The sequence below is a fragment of the Streptomyces sp. V4I2 genome (assembly GCF_030817655.1).
Lineage (GTDB): Bacteria > Actinomycetota > Actinomycetes > Streptomycetales > Streptomycetaceae > Streptomyces > Streptomyces plumbiresistens.
This window is the reverse complement of sequence record NZ_JAUSZM010000003.1, coordinates 5,820,501-5,835,728: the sequence shown is the minus strand read 5'-3', so window position 1 is coordinate 5,835,728 and position 15,228 is coordinate 5,820,501. Positions and strand designations below refer to the sequence as shown.

The following is a 15,228-nucleotide window of genomic DNA, read 5'->3' as shown; positions in this document are numbered from 1 at the left end:
GACGCGACGCACACACTGCGGAACACCGGGGCACCGGAAGCGCACCACTCCGTCCTGCCATGACGGCTGCGGCAATGCCACCGTCCGATACCCGCAGTCCTCCGAAACCCCACCACCGAACCGGAGTTGCCGCATGCCCGAAAACGAACCGTGGGAATACTCCCTCTCCATCCCCAACGACCCCCGAGCCGTCACCGTCTGCCGCCGCACGCTCCGCCTGATCCTGACCCTCCACGGCCTGATCACCCTCGTCGACACAGCCGAACTCCTCGCCACGGAGCTGGTCTCCAACGCCGTACTCCACACCAAGGGCCCGGCGGCCCTCCGCGTGCGGTACTCGTCCGGCACTCTGCGGCTCGGCGCGTGGGACGCGGACCCCGAGCCGCCCGAACCGCCGCGACCGTTGGACCACCTCACCTACGCCGAGGGCGGCCGCGGTCTCGGCTTGGTACGCGCCTGCGCAGACGTGTGGGGCTGGCAGCCGCAGTCCAGGAACGGCAACCGGGGCAAGTACGTCTGGTGCGAACTCGGCGCCGCATGAGAATCCTCTCGAGATCCGCCGCTCGCACGAAAGGGAGCCGACGCCATGACCAGCCAACGGCAGAGCCCGGCCAGCCCCACTCTCCCCCCATGCGCACCATCGGGGAGCTCCGTGCCGCCCTCACCATGGGCTACGGCTTCCCCGGCGACGCAGACGACTTCGAGGCCGAGCTGGCCCGTGAGATCAACCATGCCGATCCAGCGGACCTGTCCGGGGTTGTCCGCCTCGTCGAGGAGTTCCGCGGCCGGGTCGTCGCGCGCCAGAATCCCGGCTTCGACACGGCCGTCGCCGCGGCCGTCGCCGAAATCCGCACGGCTCGGGGAAACGATCGGTGAGCGACGATCAGCAGCCGACCGTAGCCGAGATCACCAGTGAGGCCCGCGCCCGCGCCTCGCCATCGGCGGCGGGGCACCCGAGGCCGTCGAGGTCCTGCAAGCCGAACTGGCGGCAGCGCCCTGAAGGGGCGCGGGGAACTGCGCGATCAGCCACGATGGCGCCGCAGACGACCGACGGCCCATCGCGGCACTTCCCGCGGATCGCTCAGCCCGGCGTCACCAACCGCGCCTCATACGCGAACACCGCCGCCTGCGTCCGGTCCCGCAGGCCCAGTTTCACCAGGATCCGGCTGACGTGGGTCTTGATCGTCGACTCGGCCACCACCAGCCGCTCCGCGATCTCCGCGTTCGACAGGCCCTGGGCGATCAGGACCAGGACCTCCGTCTCCCGGTCGGTCAGGTCGCCGTACGCCGCCTGCGCGGACGGCATGAGGCGCGGCGTCTCGGACAGCTTCGAGAACTCGGTGATCAGGCGCTTGGTGACCGTGGGCGCGAGAAGGGCCTCGCCGGACGCCACCACCCGCACACCGTCGGCGAGTTGGCGGGCCGAGGCGTCCTTGAGGAGGAAGCCGGAGGCTCCTGCCCGCAGTGCCTGGTACACGTACTCGTCGAGGTCGAAGGTGGTGAGGACCAGCACCTTCGCCGCGCCGTCCGCGGCGACGATCTCACGGGTCGCCTCGATTCCGTTCAGCTCCGGCATGCGGATGTCCATGAGGACCACGTCCGGGGCCAGTTCGCGGACTTTGGCCACCGCCTCGCGGCCGTTGACCGCCTCGCCGACGACCTCGATGTCCGGCATCGCATTCAGCAGGACCGAGAAGCCCTCGCGGACCATCATCTGGTCGTCCGCGATCAGTACGCGGATCGTGCCCTGGGTCATGCGTCGTCCTCGCTCACGACGGGCACCGGCAGGAACACCGCCACCTCGTACCCTCCTTCGCCCGTCGCGCCCGCCGTCATCTCGCCGTTCAGCATGGAGACCCGCTCCCGCATACCGGTGATGCCGTGCCCGGCGCCGGGCGAGGGCTTCACCAGGGCCGGCGCGGGCGGCGGGTCGTTGACTATGCGCAGGCCCAGCCCGCCGAGGACGTAACCGATCTCGACCCGGGCGCTCGCGCCGGGCGCGTGCCGCAACGTGTTGCTGAGTGCCTCCTGCACGATCCGGTACGCCGACAGCTCGACGCCCTGCGGCAGCTCGCGCACCGCTCCGGTCACCGTCTTGTCGACGCCCAGCCCCGCGTCCCGCACATTGGCGAGCAGTCCGTCCAGGTCGGCGAGGGTCGGCTGCGGGGCGTCCGGGGCCTCGTAGTCCTCGGCTCTGACGACGCCCAGGACCCGGCGCAGTTCGGTGAGGGCCGCGACCGCGTTCTCCCGGATGGTGACGAAGGCCCGCTCCAGCTCCGGCGGCGGGTTCTCCACCCGGTAGGGGGCGGCCTCCGCCTGGATGGCGACGACCGACATGTGGTGCGCGACCACGTCGTGCAGCTCGCGGGCGATCGTCGTGCGCTCCTCCAGGAGGGTGCGCCGGGAGCGCTCGTGCGCGGTCACCGTCTGCTGGGCGGTCACCTCCTGCTTGGCCTCACGGCGGGTGTGCCAGACGGCGACGCTGAGCAGGGTCAGTGCGGAGACGACCAGCATGGGACCGGTGTTGGTGGAGTAGTGGCCCGAGCCGAACAGGGCCTCCGCGAAGGTGCCGTACGCCGCGGTCAGCGCCCACATCCACGCGGCCGTGCGCGGCCTGGTGCGCACGGCCACGACCGTCAGCACCGTCAGATGGCAGGCGAAGCTGCCCGGCAGCCACGGCCAGTCGCCCCACTGGTCGCCGAACGGGAGAGCGAGCGGGGTGGCCGCCATGGACAGCCAGAACGCTCCGACCGGCCGGGCCATGGTCAACAGGATCGGGAGCACGGCGAGCGGAGCGAGCACCAGCCAGGCGCCCTGGTCGACGGCGGAGATAGCCAGGGTGAGCAGGGCGGCCGCGCAGATCATCGCGTGCGGCATCCAGCCCGCGTACTCCCTCAGGCGCGGCGGCAGCTGCCTGGTCAGCGGGCCGTCGACACGCATGCGAGGGAGCAGGCGGTAGGCGAAGGCATCGTGGAACAGGTCCTGCCGCAGCCCTCGCAGGGCGTCCGCGGCAAGCCGGAACTCCGGGCTGCGCGACTTGGCCCCGTCGCCCGGCGGCGTGGTGTGGATCTGGGTCGTCTCGGTCACATACAGAACGGTAGGGGGAGGACCGGGTCGCGGTCGTCACCAGTGAGAGGGGTCCTTCGGCGTCCCTCTCAGGTACTACGGGTACCCCCACGTCGGTCGGCGTCGGGAGTCACCACGCCAGCTGCGTGATCTCCTCCGCCACCACCGCACACGCGTCCGCCACCGGATCGATCAGCGGGAAATGGCCGACCTCCTCCAGCAACGTCAGGCCCACCACCTCCCCCGCCTTCGCCGCCGCGTCCGCGTACGACTCGGCGACCGCCTGCGGGACGACCATGTCGCTGCGACCCTGGACGAGCGTCGTCGCGATGCCCGTGGGAAGCAGCAGGGCGGGGTCGGCGTACGGCTGGCGCTCCGCGAACTCGACTTCCCCGCCCAGGAGTTGACGCACCGCCCCGCCGCACACATCCAGCTTCTGCGCGACCGCGAGGTCCGCGATCGGAGCGAGGGCGACGACCCCCCGAAGCGGCGCCGGACGGTCCGTACGCCAGGGGGCGTCGGCCGGCAGCAGGTGACGGGCCGCGACCCACAGGGCGAGGTGGCCGCCCGCCGAGTGCCCGGTGACCACCATGCGGCGCGGGTCGGCCTGCGGGAGGATCTCGCGGACGAGCGCGGGAAGCGCGTCCAGCGCGCCGGCGACGTCGTCGAAGGTGTCCGGCCACCGCCCCGCGACCGACTCCGGCTCCCCGTCCCCGGCGCCCCGCCGGTATTCCACGCTCGCCACCCCGAACCCCCGACGCGCCAGGTAGTCCGCGAACGGCGAGATGTGCCGCCGGTCGTACGGCGCACGCCACGCGCCCCCGTGCAGCACGACGACCAGCGGGGCGGGAACCCCCGGTACGACCTCGATGTGCGGGGCGTAGAAGTCGATCACCTGGTCGGGATGATCGCCGTACGCCGCGGTGGCGTCGGGGTCGACCGCGGGGTGCGAGAAGGCCGACTCCTCTTCGGCGGCGGCACGGGCAGCTGCGGCATCGAGTGCTGCGGCGTCGTCCGGCATGCTCCAACCTCTCAGCGATGAAACGGACTTGGCGGACCGGGACGCAATCCCGGGGAGGGAATTCGGCCGTTGGCGGGACGCTATCAGGCCGGTGACGTGCGCGGACACGGGGATGTCACGCTCGGTGAGACTTAAACGGTTCTGCTGTTTCGTTACGCTGGCGGTCCAGGTGGCGATACAGCGATCCACAGGGAACGAGGAGGCCGACATGTCCGCCGAACCCGGCACCGTACGCCCCGGCGGCCGCACCGCCCGCGTCCGTACGGCCGTACTGCGGGCGGCGGGGGACGTGCTGGCCGAGCAGGGCTTCGACCGGCTGGACCTCGCGGACGTCGCCCGGCGCGCGGAGGTCGGCAAGACGACCGTGTACCGGCGGTGGGGCTCGGTGACCGCCCTGGTCGCCGACCTGCTCGCCGAGATGGCCGAGCAGTCGCTGCCGCGCACCCGCACCGGCTCCGTACGAGGCGACCTGCGCGCCAACGCCTCGCTGGTCCAGCGGACGCTCACCGACCCCCGGCAGGGCGCGCTGTTCCGCGCGGTGATCGCCGCGGCGGCGTGCGACGAGCGCACGGCCCGGGCGCTGCGGCGGTTCTACGAGGTCCGGGTGGCGGAGTGGGCGCCCTGCGTGGCGGAGGGCGTCGCACGGGGCGAGCTGCCGGCCGGCACGGACGCGGCGACGGTCGTACGGGCGGTCTCGGCGCCCCTCTACTACGGCTTCCTCACGACCGGTACCGCCCCGGACCCCGCCGACGCCGAACGCGCGGCGGACGCCGCGGTCGCGGCGGCGGAGGCGGGGGTGTACGCCGCCTCCGCGTGACCGCCCATGATCACCAAGCCGGTCAGTCGCCCGTAACACCGTCCCGCAGCGTCTCCCCCAACACCCCCGCCGCCCGCTCCACATCCCCGAACCCGACGTACAACGGCGTGAAGCCGAACCGAAGCACGTCCGGCCGCCGGAAGTCCCCGACAACCCCTCGCCCGATCAGCCGCTTCATGACCTCCCCGGCATCCGCACACCGCAGGGCCACCTGGCTGCCCCGCTCCTCATGGGCCACCGGCGTCAGCGACTCCACCCGGCCCGGCGGCACGTACCGCGCGACGCACTCCAGGAAGAAGTCGGTCAGGGCGAGGGACTTGGCGCGGACGGCGTCGATCGAGACGCCGTCCCAGACCCCCAGGGCCGCCTCCAGGGCGAGCATGGAGAGGATGTCGGGCGTGCCGACGCGGCCGCGCAGGGCGCCCGGCGCCGGTTCGTAGTCGGGGCGCATGCCGAAGGGTTCGGCGTGGGAGTTCCAGCCGGGCAGCGGGGAGTCGAAGCGGTCCTGGAGCTCGCGGCGGACGTAGAGGTACGCCGGTGAACCCGGGCCGCCGTTCAGGTACTTGTAGGTGCAGCCGACGGCCAGGTCGACGCCGTGCTCGTCGAGCCCGACCGGCAGGGCGCCCGCGCTGTGACACAGGTCCCAGACGGCGACCGCGCCCGCCGCGTGCACGGCGGCCGTGAGACCGGGCAGGTCGTGCAGCCGGCCGGTGCGGTAGTCGACGTGGTTCAGCAGGACGGCGGCGGTACGGTCGCCCAGTACCCCCGGCACCTCGGCCGGCGCCACCGGGCGCAGCGTGCAGCCGGTCATCCGGGCGGCCGACTCGGCCATGTACCCGTCCGTGGGGAAGGTCGTCGCGTCGACGACGATCTCGTCGCGGGCGGAGCCGCTGAGCCGGGCCAGCCGCACCGCTCCCACCAGTGCCTTGAACACGTTGACGCTTGTCGAGTCGCCGACCACGAGCTGCCCGGCCGCCGCCCCCACCAGCGGGGCGATCCGGTCGCCGATCCGCTCGGGCGCGGTCCACCAGCCGCTCTCGTCCCAGGACCGTATGCGCAGCTCGCCCCACTGCCGCCGCACGACGTCCTCGACGCGCCCGGGGACGGCCGCCGGCAGCGCGCCGAGCGAGTTCCCGTCGAGGTAGACGCCCGCGGCGTCAGCCGCACGATCAGACGCAGTGTCGAGCACGAACTGTGAGCGAACCCCCGCCAGCTCGTCACCGGCGTCCAACTCCCGCGCCTTGAAAGCCGGTTCAGTGATGTCAGACATGGGACCGCGCCGTCCACAGCTCGGGAAACACGTTCTTCTGCGCACGCTTCTCCAGCCAGGCCACCCCGGCGGAGCCGCCCGTGCCGGTCTTGGCGCCCATCGCGCGCCGGGTGGCGACGAGGTGGTCGTTGCGCCAGCGCCAGACCAGTTCGGCCACGTCGGTCAGCGCCTCGCCGAGGCGGGCCAGGTCGTCGCTCTCGTCACCGGAGTAGAGGGCGGTCCACACCTCCTCCACCTCGGGCGACGGCTCGTAGCGGCGCGACACGTCACGGTCCAGGACGGAAGCCGGGATCGCGTGCCCGCGCCGCGCGAGCAGCCGCAGGACCTCGTCGTACAGGCTCGGCTCGTGCAGCGCCTTCTCCAGCTCCCCGTGGACGCGGGGCGCGCCCCGGTGCGGGACCAGCATGGACGCGGACTTCTCGCCGAGCAGGAACTCCATGCGGCGGTACATCGCCGACTGGAAGCCGGAGCCCTCGCCGAGCGCCGAGCGGTACGCGTTGAACTGGGCGGGGGTGAGCTGGCCGAGCGGCTTCCAGGAGGCGTTCAGCGCCTCCAGCTCCCGTACGGACCGCTTCAGCGCGGCGATCGCCACCGGCACCCGGTCCTGGCGAAGGGCCCGCGCGGCGGTCTCCCACTCGTGGACGATGACCGTGAACCACAGCTCCATCACCTGGGTCGTGACCAGGAAGACCATCTCTCCGGGGTCGTCGGAGAGGGTGTGCTGGAGGTGGGTGAGCACGTCCGCCTGTACGTAGTCCTCGTACGGGGTCGTGCCGTTGAAGTCGAGATGCGGAGTCTCGGGCTCCTGGGTTTCGTGAGCCTCTTGGGACATCGCTGTCTCCTGATGTGTACTCCGGGTAGCGGTCCGCCCCTGCCGTTACCGACACGGGGGCCCCGGTCCCCGCCGGGCATCTTCTTCGATGCTCCGCCGAAAAGGCAAGGCCCGCCTGATCGCGCAGGCGGGCCGTACCGGAGGAACGTCTCAGCCCAGGGTCTGGGCGGCCGCCGGGGAGGAGTCCTTCAGGAACTGCGAGCAGCGCTCGTACTCCTCCTGCTCGCCGATCACCTGTGCGGCGCGGGCGAGGCCGTGCAGGGCGCGCAGGAAGCCACGGTTCGGCTCGTGCTCCCAGGGGACCGGGCCGTGGCCCTTCCAGCCGTTGCGGCGCAGGCTGTCCAGGCCGCGGTGGTAGCCGGTGCGGGCGTAGGCGTACGACTCCACGACGCTGCCCCGCTCGAAGGCCTCGTCGGCCAGCTGGGCCCAGGCCAGCGAGGAGGTCGGGTACTTCGCGGCGACGTCCGCGGGCGCGGTGCCGTTAGCGAGCAGCTCGCGCGGTTCCGGGTCGTCGGGGAGGTGGGTCGGGGGCGGTCCCCCGAGGAGGTTTTCGTGAATGGACATGGGCCAAGTCTCCTCCATCCGGCGCGGGACGGAGCGACGCGCGGTGAGGACAGTCACGCCGCTACGCCAGCCGCTTCCGCGCCCGCTCCCCCTCCAGCGGCGGCGCCGTCACGGACCCGTGCGTCCGGCACTCCGGCCTACGACAGCCCGCCGGAGGCGTCCGCACCGTCGCGAACGCGACTACGGCCCCCACCACCAGCACCCCGGCACACACCGTCATCGCCCGCCCGAACGCGTCGTCGAAGGCCCCCGGCGACCGGTACGCCTCTTCGCCCATCCCGGCGATCAGCGGCAGCGCCGCCACCGCGATCAGGCCGGCCGCCCGGGCCGCCGCGTTGTTGATGCCGCTGGCCAGCCCGGCCCGCGCGGTGTCCACGGACCCGAGGACGGTCGCCGTCAACGGCGCGACCAGGGTGACCATCCCCAGCCCGAGGACCAGCAGCGCGGGCAGCACGTCGACGAGGTACGACGCCTCAGGACCGACCCGCAGCATCAGCAGCATCCCGCCGGCACACAGCAGCGGCCCGACGGTGAGCGGGATGCGCGGCCCGATGCGGTCGGCCAGGGCGCCGGAGCGGGCGGAGAACAGCAGCATCAGGGCGGTCGTGGGCAGCAGTGCCGTACCGGCGCCGAGGGCGGAGTAGCCGACGACCACCTGGAGCTGGAGCGCGGCCAGGAAGAAGAAGCCGCCGAAGGCCGCGTACACGCACAGCGTGACCAGGTTGACCGCGGTGAACTGGCGGGACGCGAAGATGTCCGTCGGCATCATCGGATCGGCCCTGCGCCGCTCGACCCGCACGAAGACCACGGCAGCGGCCACACCGAGGACGGCGCTGAGCACGACGACGAAAGAACCCGACCGGGCCTCGATCAGCGCATACGTCACCAGCGCGAGCGCCAACGCGCCGAGCACCGCTCCCAGCACGTCGAACCGGGTGTGCTTACGTCCGTCCCCCGACTCCGGAACATGCCGTACGGCGATCGGCGCGCACAGCAGCGCCAGCGGCACGTTGAGCAGGAACACCCACCGCCAGCCGGGCCCGTCCACCAGCCAGCCGCCCACGAACGGCCCGACCGCCGCCCCGACCCCGCCGAACCCGGACCACAGGCCGACGGCCCGGCCCCGGTCGTCGGGATGGAAGGACGCCTGGATGATGGCGAGCGAACCCGGCGTGAGGAGCGCGCCCCCGACCCCTTGGAGCGCCCTGGCGGCGATGAGGAACTCGGCGTTCGGGGCGATCCCGCACAGCAGGGAGGCGGCGGCGAACCAGAGCACGCCGATCACGAAGACCTTCCGGCGCCCGAACCGGTCCCCGAGGGAGCCGCCGAGCAGGATCAGCCCGGCCAGCGTCAGCATGTACGCGTTGATCGTCCACTGGAGGGCGGCCAGGTCCGCGTCGAGATCGCGGCCGATGCGGGGCAGGGCGACGTTGACGACGGTCGAGTCCAGCAGGGCCATGCTGGAGCCGAGAACGGTGGTGAACAGGATCCACTTGCCTTGCGGCGAGGCCAGCCGGACATCGGGCATGCCCCAGGTATACAACGACCCCGGTGCCGTGGCACCGGGGTCGCCGTAATCGTGATCGGGTACGCGTTACTTGATCTTCGTGCCGCTGGAGCGCAGGTGTCCGCAGGCCTCGACGACGCGCGCGGCCATGCCGGCCTCGGCCAGCTTGCCCCAGGTGCGCGGGTCGTAGGTCTTCTTGGAGCCGACCTCGCCGTCGACCTTCAGGACGCCGTCGTAGTTGCGGAACACGTGGTCGACCACCGGGCGCGTGAAGTGGTACTGCGTGTCGGTGTCGATGTTCATCTTGACGACGCCGTTCTCCAGCGCGGTCGCGATCTCCTCCGCGGTGGAGCCGGAGCCGCCGTGGAACACGAAGTCGAACGGCTGCGAGCCGGCCGGCTTGCCGTACTTGGCGGCGACGCCCTCGTTCAGCTCCTTGAGCAGGTCGGGACGCAGGACCACGTTGCCCGGCTTGTACACGCCGTGGACGTTGCCGAAGGACGCGGCCAGCAGGTAGCGGCCCTTCTCGCCGAGCCCGAGGGCCTCGACGGTACGAACGGCGTCGTCGACCGTCGTGTACAGGGAGTCGTTGATCTCGTGCGAGACGCCGTCCTCCTCGCCGCCGGTCGGGGTGATCTCCACCTCGAGGATGATCCTGGCGGCGCGGGCGCGCTCCAGGAGCTCCTGGGCGATGGACAGGTTGTCGGCGAGGGTCTCGGCGGAGCCGTCCCACATGTGGGACTGGAACAGCGGGTTCTGCCCGGCCTTGACCCGCTCCTCGGACACGGCCAGCAGCGGGCGCACGTACCCGTCGAGCTTGTCCTTCGGGCAGTGGTCCGTGTGCAGGGCGACCGTGATGTCGTACTTCTTGGCGACGATGTGCGCGAACTCGGCCAGGGCGACCGCACCGGTCACCATGTCCTTGCTGTGCTGACCGCCCAGGAACTCGGCGCCACCCGTCGAGATCTGGATGATGCCGTCGCTCTCCGCCTCCGCGAAGCCGCGCAGGGCCGCGTGCAGGGTCTGGGAGGAGGTCACGTTGATGGCCGGGTAGGCGAACTTGCCTGCCTTCGCCCGGTCGAGCATCTCGTTGTAGACCTCGGGGGTTGCGATGGGCATCTGACCGCTCCTTGGTATGCGGGTTGGCGTTCTGCTACTACGGCCCTGACCTAGACCTTGAGGGTGACGTCATCGTCGGCCCCATCTTTCCAGACTTGGGCGGATGGTCCATCCTGCGGTCAGTCCAGACCCAGCTCGTCCTTCGAGTACGCGAAGCGGTACGGGACCCCCGCACCCTGCTCGATCTTCTCCGCGGCCCCGGTCGCCCGGTCGACGATCGTCGCCACGGCGACGACCTCGGCACCGGCCTCGCGCACCGCCTCCACGGCGGCCAGCGGGGAACCGCCGGTGGTGGAGGTGTCCTCGACGACCAGCACCCGGCGGCCCGCGATCTCCGGGCCCTCGACCCGCCGCTGCAGCCCGTGCGCCTTCGCGGCCTTGCGTACGACGAAGGCGTCGAGCTTCCTGCCGCGAGCGGCCGCCGCGTGCAGCATCGACGCGGCGACGGGGTCGGCGCCCATGGTCAGCCCGCCCACCGCGTCGAACTCCAGGTCGGCGGTCAGGTCGAGCAGCACCTGCCCGACCAGCGGAGCGGCCTCCCCGTCGAGGGTGATGCGCCGCAGGTCGACGTAGTAGTCGGCCTCGAGACCCGACGACAGGGTCACCTTGCCGTGCACCACGGCCTTGTCCTTGATCTGCTGCAGCAGCTCGCCGCGTACGTCACTCATGCCTGTCAGCTTAGAGGCGGCGCCAGGTCCAGGTGGTGGCGGCTTCGAGCGGCTCCAACGGCGTGACCAGGCGCGGCAGCGTGTTCAGCCCGTTGGGCGGCCCGGTCTGCGGCTCCACACACACGGCCGCCTCCTGCTCGTCGTACACCACGACCCACTCCTCGCGACTGGCCACCTTCAGCTCCAGCTGCCCCGGCCAGGTGAGCGTGACGTCGACACCGCCGGGCATGCCGAAGCAGTCGTCCCAGGGGCCGGGCTTCGGGTCGAGCCGGTTGCCGGTGGGCAGATGGTCCTCGCCGCGCTCCTCCTGCCAGGCGGGGCTGAAGTCCAGCTGTGCGTCCTCCTGCCCCAGGTTCCGGTTGAACCAGGGATGCCAGCCGATCTGGGCCGGAAAGGACGAGTCGTACGTCTCCACGGACATGGTCAGCGTCAGGGCGTCCTCGGCGAGGGCGACGACCTGGGTGACGCGGCCCGGGTAGGGCCACGGCTCGACCAGGTCGTACGTGATGACCGCCTCGTCCCCGGTGACGCGGGCCGTGCGCCAGACGCCCTCGCGCACGGTGCCGTGGATGGCGTGCGGCGGGTTGTTCAGCGGCATCTGATGGACGGTCACCCCGTCCCGGAACCGCCCGTCCCTGATCCGGCCGCACCAGGGAACCATCGGGAAGCAGCCGAACCGCTCGCCCTGCCGCAGGAGTTCGACCCCACCGACGCGGAGCCCTCCCACCCGGCCACCGTTCCCCGGCTGCACGATCACTTCCGCGTCACCCGCGGTCAGCCTGATGTCTTCGCTACTCACGTGACGACCCTACTGGGCTGATCAAGAGGGCGGGACCGCCCCAGCTGCGGGCAGTCGTGCCGCCGGGGCGGCTCCCGACCCAAAGAGGCGCGGCACCCCGTCAGCGCCGGGCAGCGCGACCCACCCCGGCCCAGCCCCGACGCCGGGCCACTGTTCAGCGACGTCAGCGACGCCGACGCAACGCCCTGCCCACGACGACCGCCGAAGCCAGCACCAACGCCGCAGCCGGCGCAGCCCACCGCAGCGCCGAGTTCGCCCCGCCGGTGTGCGGCGCGGGAACAGGCGCGTACCGCCCCCGCGGCGGCGCGTGGTCGACCTCCTCCGCACTGCGCCCGATCATCGTCCGCCGCGCATGCGCCGCCTCGGCGGGCGGCACGACGGGCTCCGTGAGGTCCTCGGAGGCGTCGGACAGGGGCGGCGGAGGGACCTCGGTCTCGAAGACGGAGGGGGGTTCAGGGGCGGCTTCCGGCTCGGGCGCTTCCGGCTCGGGTGCCTTCGTGGCCTCCGGCTCCTGCGGCTCCTCCGCCGCAGCGCCCAGATTCTCGGCGAACCGACTCAGCAGCCGTCCCACCGCCGACGCCACCGCATCCGGCGGGAGTTCCGTGACGCGGCCGTCCGCCGACGCCGTACCGTCAAACGTCACCGTGGAGCCGGAGCCGGAGTCCGAACTCTCGTCCGCCTCCCGGACACGAATCGTGAGCGCGAGCTTGACCGCCCCGGTGCCGCGCGCCTCGACCGCATCGCCCTCGACGGCGTACGAACCGTCGTCCTGCCCGGAGACCCGCACGGAGCCGCGGTAGGTGACGGAGTGACTGCCGACGCGCACTTTCAGCCGCCCCGCGATGGGTTCGGCACCGGCGTCCTGCTGGAGCCCGGGGACCGCCCGGGCGACCCGCGCGGGGTCGGCCAGCGCCTCCCTGAGCCGATCGACCGGAACCGGAACGAACACCTCATGCTCCATGTCAGCCGAGACTACCCAGTGAGCGCCGTCGTGCACCCCCGTTGGTCGAAAGTGCCCGCGCGTCGGTGCCGGCCCTCTTGCAAGCCCTCGTCCTGGCCCCTCAGTACCGCGGATGCACCAGCGTCGAAGCCGGCAACCCCTCCACCCTGCCCCTCGCGGCCGCCCGCGCGTCCGCCGCGAGGGTCGCCTGGGTCATCGTCCGCGGCCGCGGCCCGGCAGGGTCGAGCCGCAGGGCCGGCCGCTCGCCCGGTGCCGCGAGGACGAACCCCCAGTCGCGCGGGGCCCTGGACGCGCCGGCCGAGCGGTCGGGACCCGCGGCGAAGCCGGAGTCGCGGCCGCCGACGCGGTAGGGGGCGGTCCGCAGGCCGGCCGCGCGCATGGTCGTGTCCACCGTCCAGAAGACGCGGGGACGGGAGGCGACCGGACCGGCGTGGACCGCCAGGCGGCCACCGTCCGCCAGCGTCTGCCGCGCGAGGCCGTAGAACTCCTGCGAGTACAGCTTCGTGCTCGCCGTGATGCCCGGGTCGGGCAGATCCGCGATCACCACGTCGTACGTCGCCGGCGGCGCCCCGCGCAGCCAGTGGAAGGCGTCCGCGGTTCTCACGTGGACGCGCGGGTCGCCGTAGACGTGGCCGTTGAGCCTGGCGAGGGGCGGGTCGCGGCGGGCGAGCCGGACGACCGCCTCGTCCAGTTCGACGATGTCGACCCGGTGGACGCCCTCGTGCCGCAGGACCTCGCGGGCGGCGAGTCCGTCGCCGCCGCCGAGGATGAGCACGCGCGCGTGCGGGCCGTTCATCGCGGGGTGGACCAGGGCCTCGTGGTAGCGGTGCTCGTCGCGTCCGCTGACGCGGAGCCGGCCGTCGAGGAAGAGGTCGAGGGGGCGGCCGTCGGTGCCGCCGGTGAGGACGATCTCCTGGACGTCGCTCTGCAGCGCGACCCGTACGTCCTGGCCGTACACCGCGTGCCGCGCGGCCCGCTCGAAGTCGTCGACGAGGACGGCGGCCGTGGCGAGGACGGCGAACACGGCCACGTTGGTGAGCAGCAGGAGCCAGCGGGCGCGGCGGGTCAGGTCGCGGCCGAACAGGCCGAGGACGAGCGCCCCGCCGGCGATGAGGTTGACCGTGCCGGTGAGCAGGGCGCCGGTCAACTGGCCCAGCAGCGGGAGCAACAGGAACGGGAAGGCCAGGCCGCCGACCAGTGCGCCCACGTAGTCCGCCGCGAACAGGTCGGCCACCGCGCCGCCCGCGTCCTGGCGCCGGATGCGCTGGATCAGCTCCATCAGCAGGGGGACCTCGGCGCCGATCAGCAGGCCGATGGCCAGGGAGAAGGCGACCAGCAGGCAGCGGGGGCCGCTCGCCCACAGGCCGCCCCAGTCGCCGGTCCAGGCGAAGACGGCGTACAGGGCCATCGCGCTGCACCCGCCGACCAGGGCGAGTGCCGCCTCCACCGCGCCGAAGGCGGCCGCCGCCCGCCATCGCAGCCGCTTGGCGGCGAGGGAGCCGATGCCCATCGCGAAGACCATGACGGACAGGACGACGGACGCCTGGGTGACCGAGTCTCCGATCAGATAGGTGGCCAGGGCGACGAGTTGGAGCTCGTACACCAATCCGCACGACGCGCAGACGAAGACGCAGGCGAGGACCAGGAACCGGCCCGTGCCGGGGCGGACGGGCAGCCGCGCGGGGCCCGCCCAGGGCGGCGTGGTGCCGGGCGGGGCGGGCGCGTGCGGTTCGATCACGCTGCGACGTTACGTCACTGCGACGGAACGCTTCGTCACCCACACGTGTGGAACTGTCGGTCGATTGAGCCACCCGGGTTTGGATCCGGGCAGCCCCGATCGGGATCGGGACCACCCGGATTCCGGGATCCTCAGACGCAGGAGGGGCTGATTCGGGATCTCTAGGCGCCGGACAGGCAGCTGAGTCGGGGCCCTCAGACGCCTGACGGGCTGAGCCGGGCCTCGCGCGGGCCGGGTTGGGCCGGCGCCACCCGCACCCCCACCCGCGTCCGCGTGGCCACCAGGTGTCCGTCCTGCGGGTAGGCATGCCAGGTCCGCCAGTGCACGTGCCCCTCGTGACGCTGGGCCAGCAGCGCCGTGAAGGCGTGCGGGCTGCCGGGAAAGACGCCCGCGAGGCCGTGCGGATGGTCGGCGACCAGGGCCAGCAACTCCTGGGCGCGGCCCGCGAAGGAGCCGGGCGAGAGGACCTCGACCCGGGCCGCGAACTCGTACTCCCAGTCGCCCACCCGCTTGGCCACGCCCAGCGGCAGCGGTGTGCTGCTGCCCGGGATGCACGCGACCGTCTCCGAACAACTGCCCCGTTCCTCCTCCAGGAGCACCTGGTGGGATGCGCCGAGGAGTCTCAACTGAAGCTGTGCGCCCGTCAGTTCGAGGTCGAGCGTGGCCAGGGCGGGGAGCGGTTCGCGCCCCAGGGCCCAGGCCAGGTCGGCCGCGCGCGTGTCGGTGTAGGAGGTCTTCAGGGTCGTGAGCATGGGTCGGCTCCGCTAGCACGCAAAGAAAGGGAGGTGTGGTTCCGGCGCACCCCGGTCGGCACCCGGGAATTCGGCCCGGTCGGCCCGGTCGGAGTGTCGGGTCGGGTGTCCGCG

Annotated in this window: 16 protein-coding genes; 3 read left to right on the top strand and 13 right to left on the bottom strand. The window is 72.4% G+C overall.

What is annotated here, in order from left to right:
* Positions 1-133 precede the first annotated feature (133 nt).
* Complete coding sequence (locus QFZ76_RS27660) at positions 134-541, top strand: ATP-binding protein (RefSeq protein WP_307676252.1); 408 nt, start codon at positions 134-136, stop codon at positions 539-541.
* A gap of 89 nt (positions 542-630) precedes the next feature.
* Complete coding sequence (locus tag QFZ76_RS27655) at positions 631-876, top strand: hypothetical protein (protein WP_307676251.1); 246 nt, start codon at positions 631-633, stop codon at positions 874-876.
* A 205-nt stretch (positions 877-1,081) separates the two neighbouring features.
* On the opposite strand, the gene QFZ76_RS27650 is transcribed toward QFZ76_RS27655, so the two are convergent.
* From QFZ76_RS27650 to QFZ76_RS27640, 3 genes are all read right to left on the bottom strand, one after another.
* Positions 1,082-1,756, bottom strand: a complete 675-nt coding sequence (locus QFZ76_RS27650; RefSeq protein ID WP_307676250.1) for a response regulator transcription factor — start codon at positions 1,754-1,756, stop codon at positions 1,082-1,084.
* Positions 1,753-3,087 (bottom strand): sensor histidine kinase, encoded by a 1,335-nt coding sequence (locus tag QFZ76_RS27645; protein WP_307676249.1) that lies wholly within the window; start codon positions 3,085-3,087, stop codon positions 1,753-1,755. Before QFZ76_RS27645 ends, QFZ76_RS27650 begins: the two co-directional genes overlap by 4 nt.
* 109 nt (positions 3,088-3,196) lie before the next feature.
* A complete protein-coding gene (locus QFZ76_RS27640) occupies positions 3,197-4,087 on the bottom strand; it encodes a S9 family peptidase (RefSeq protein ID WP_307676248.1) in 891 nt (296 codons plus the stop codon).
* A gap of 208 nt (positions 4,088-4,295) precedes the next feature.
* Between QFZ76_RS27640 and QFZ76_RS27635 the strand changes: the two genes are divergently transcribed.
* The gene (locus QFZ76_RS27635) at positions 4,296-4,904 is read left to right on the top strand and encodes a TetR/AcrR family transcriptional regulator (protein ID WP_307676247.1); all 609 of its coding nucleotides are present in this window, start codon (positions 4,296-4,298) and stop codon (positions 4,902-4,904) included.
* A 22-nt stretch (positions 4,905-4,926) separates the two neighbouring features.
* Here the strand turns inward: QFZ76_RS27635 and kynU are convergent, their stop codons facing one another.
* From kynU to QFZ76_RS27585, 10 genes are all read right to left on the bottom strand, one after another.
* Positions 4,927-6,174 carry a kynureninase gene (kynU, locus tag QFZ76_RS27630; RefSeq protein ID WP_307676246.1) on the bottom strand — a complete coding sequence of 416 codons (1,248 nt, stop codon included), beginning with the start codon at positions 6,172-6,174 and terminating at the stop codon, positions 4,927-4,929.
* A complete protein-coding gene (locus tag QFZ76_RS27625; RefSeq protein ID WP_307676245.1) occupies positions 6,167-7,006 on the bottom strand; it encodes a tryptophan 2,3-dioxygenase family protein in 840 nt (279 codons plus the stop codon). The genes kynU and QFZ76_RS27625 overlap by 8 nt, the downstream gene beginning before the upstream one ends.
* A gap of 150 nt (positions 7,007-7,156) precedes the next feature.
* Positions 7,157-7,570 (bottom strand): DUF3151 domain-containing protein, encoded by a 414-nt coding sequence (locus QFZ76_RS27620; protein ID WP_307676244.1) that lies wholly within the window; start codon positions 7,568-7,570, stop codon positions 7,157-7,159.
* Positions 7,571-7,631: 61 nt separating this feature from the next.
* Entirely contained in the window at positions 7,632-9,098 is a 1,467-nt protein-coding gene (locus QFZ76_RS27615) for an MFS transporter (RefSeq protein WP_307676243.1), read from the bottom strand.
* Positions 9,099-9,164: 66 nt separating this feature from the next.
* Positions 9,165-10,196: a class II fructose-bisphosphate aldolase gene (gene fbaA / locus QFZ76_RS27610; protein WP_307676242.1), complete on the bottom strand. Its 1,032-nt coding sequence runs from the start codon at positions 10,194-10,196 to the stop codon at positions 9,165-9,167.
* Between the two features lie 119 nt (positions 10,197-10,315).
* On the bottom strand, positions 10,316-10,864 hold the full coding sequence (gene pyrE / locus QFZ76_RS27605; RefSeq protein ID WP_307676241.1) for an orotate phosphoribosyltransferase: 549 nt from the start codon (positions 10,862-10,864) through the stop codon (positions 10,316-10,318).
* Between the two features lie 10 nt (positions 10,865-10,874).
* Positions 10,875-11,663, bottom strand: coding sequence for an aldose 1-epimerase (locus tag QFZ76_RS27600; protein WP_307676240.1), 789 nt, complete (start codon positions 11,661-11,663; stop codon positions 10,875-10,877).
* A 163-nt stretch (positions 11,664-11,826) separates the two neighbouring features.
* Entirely contained in the window at positions 11,827-12,624 is a 798-nt protein-coding gene (locus QFZ76_RS27595; protein WP_307676239.1) for an SRPBCC domain-containing protein, read from the bottom strand.
* A gap of 100 nt (positions 12,625-12,724) precedes the next feature.
* Positions 12,725-14,362, bottom strand: a complete 1,638-nt coding sequence (locus tag QFZ76_RS27590; protein ID WP_307676238.1) for a polyamine aminopropyltransferase — start codon at positions 14,360-14,362, stop codon at positions 12,725-12,727.
* 194 nt (positions 14,363-14,556) lie between these two features.
* Positions 14,557-15,114, bottom strand: a complete 558-nt coding sequence (locus QFZ76_RS27585) for a DUF2617 family protein (protein WP_307676237.1) — start codon at positions 15,112-15,114, stop codon at positions 14,557-14,559.
* Between the last annotated feature and the right edge of the window lie 114 nt (positions 15,115-15,228).

What these genes read in the sequence shown, in the direction of transcription:
- QFZ76_RS27660 (WP_307676252.1), top strand. Translation starts at nt 134, where the DNA reads ATGCCCGAAAACGAACCGTGGGAATACTCCCTCTCCATCCCCAACGAC.
- QFZ76_RS27655 (WP_307676251.1), top strand. Translation starts at nt 631, where the DNA reads ATGCGCACCATCGGGGAGCTCCGTGCCGCCCTCACCATGGGCTACGGC.
- QFZ76_RS27650 (WP_307676250.1), bottom strand. Translation starts at nt 1,756, where the DNA reads ATGACCCAGGGCACGATCCGCGTACTGATCGCGGACGACCAGATGATG.
- QFZ76_RS27640 (WP_307676248.1), bottom strand. Translation starts at nt 4,087, where the DNA reads ATGCCGGACGACGCCGCAGCACTCGATGCCGCAGCTGCCCGTGCCGCC.
- QFZ76_RS27635 (WP_307676247.1), top strand. Translation starts at nt 4,296, where the DNA reads ATGTCCGCCGAACCCGGCACCGTACGCCCCGGCGGCCGCACCGCCCGC.
- kynU (WP_307676246.1), bottom strand. Translation starts at nt 6,174, where the DNA reads ATGTCTGACATCACTGAACCGGCTTTCAAGGCGCGGGAGTTGGACGCC.
- QFZ76_RS27625 (WP_307676245.1), bottom strand. Translation starts at nt 7,006, where the DNA reads ATGTCCCAAGAGGCTCACGAAACCCAGGAGCCCGAGACTCCGCATCTC.
- QFZ76_RS27620 (WP_307676244.1), bottom strand. Translation starts at nt 7,570, where the DNA reads ATGTCCATTCACGAAAACCTCCTCGGGGGACCGCCCCCGACCCACCTC.
- QFZ76_RS27615 (WP_307676243.1), bottom strand. Translation starts at nt 9,098, where the DNA reads ATGCCCGATGTCCGGCTGGCCTCGCCGCAAGGCAAGTGGATCCTGTTC.
- fbaA (WP_307676242.1), bottom strand. Translation starts at nt 10,196, where the DNA reads ATGCCCATCGCAACCCCCGAGGTCTACAACGAGATGCTCGACCGGGCG.
- pyrE (WP_307676241.1), bottom strand. Translation starts at nt 10,864, where the DNA reads ATGAGTGACGTACGCGGCGAGCTGCTGCAGCAGATCAAGGACAAGGCC.
- QFZ76_RS27595 (WP_307676239.1), bottom strand. Translation starts at nt 12,624, where the DNA reads ATGGAGCATGAGGTGTTCGTTCCGGTTCCGGTCGATCGGCTCAGGGAG.
- QFZ76_RS27585 (WP_307676237.1), bottom strand. Translation starts at nt 15,114, where the DNA reads ATGCTCACGACCCTGAAGACCTCCTACACCGACACGCGCGCGGCCGAC.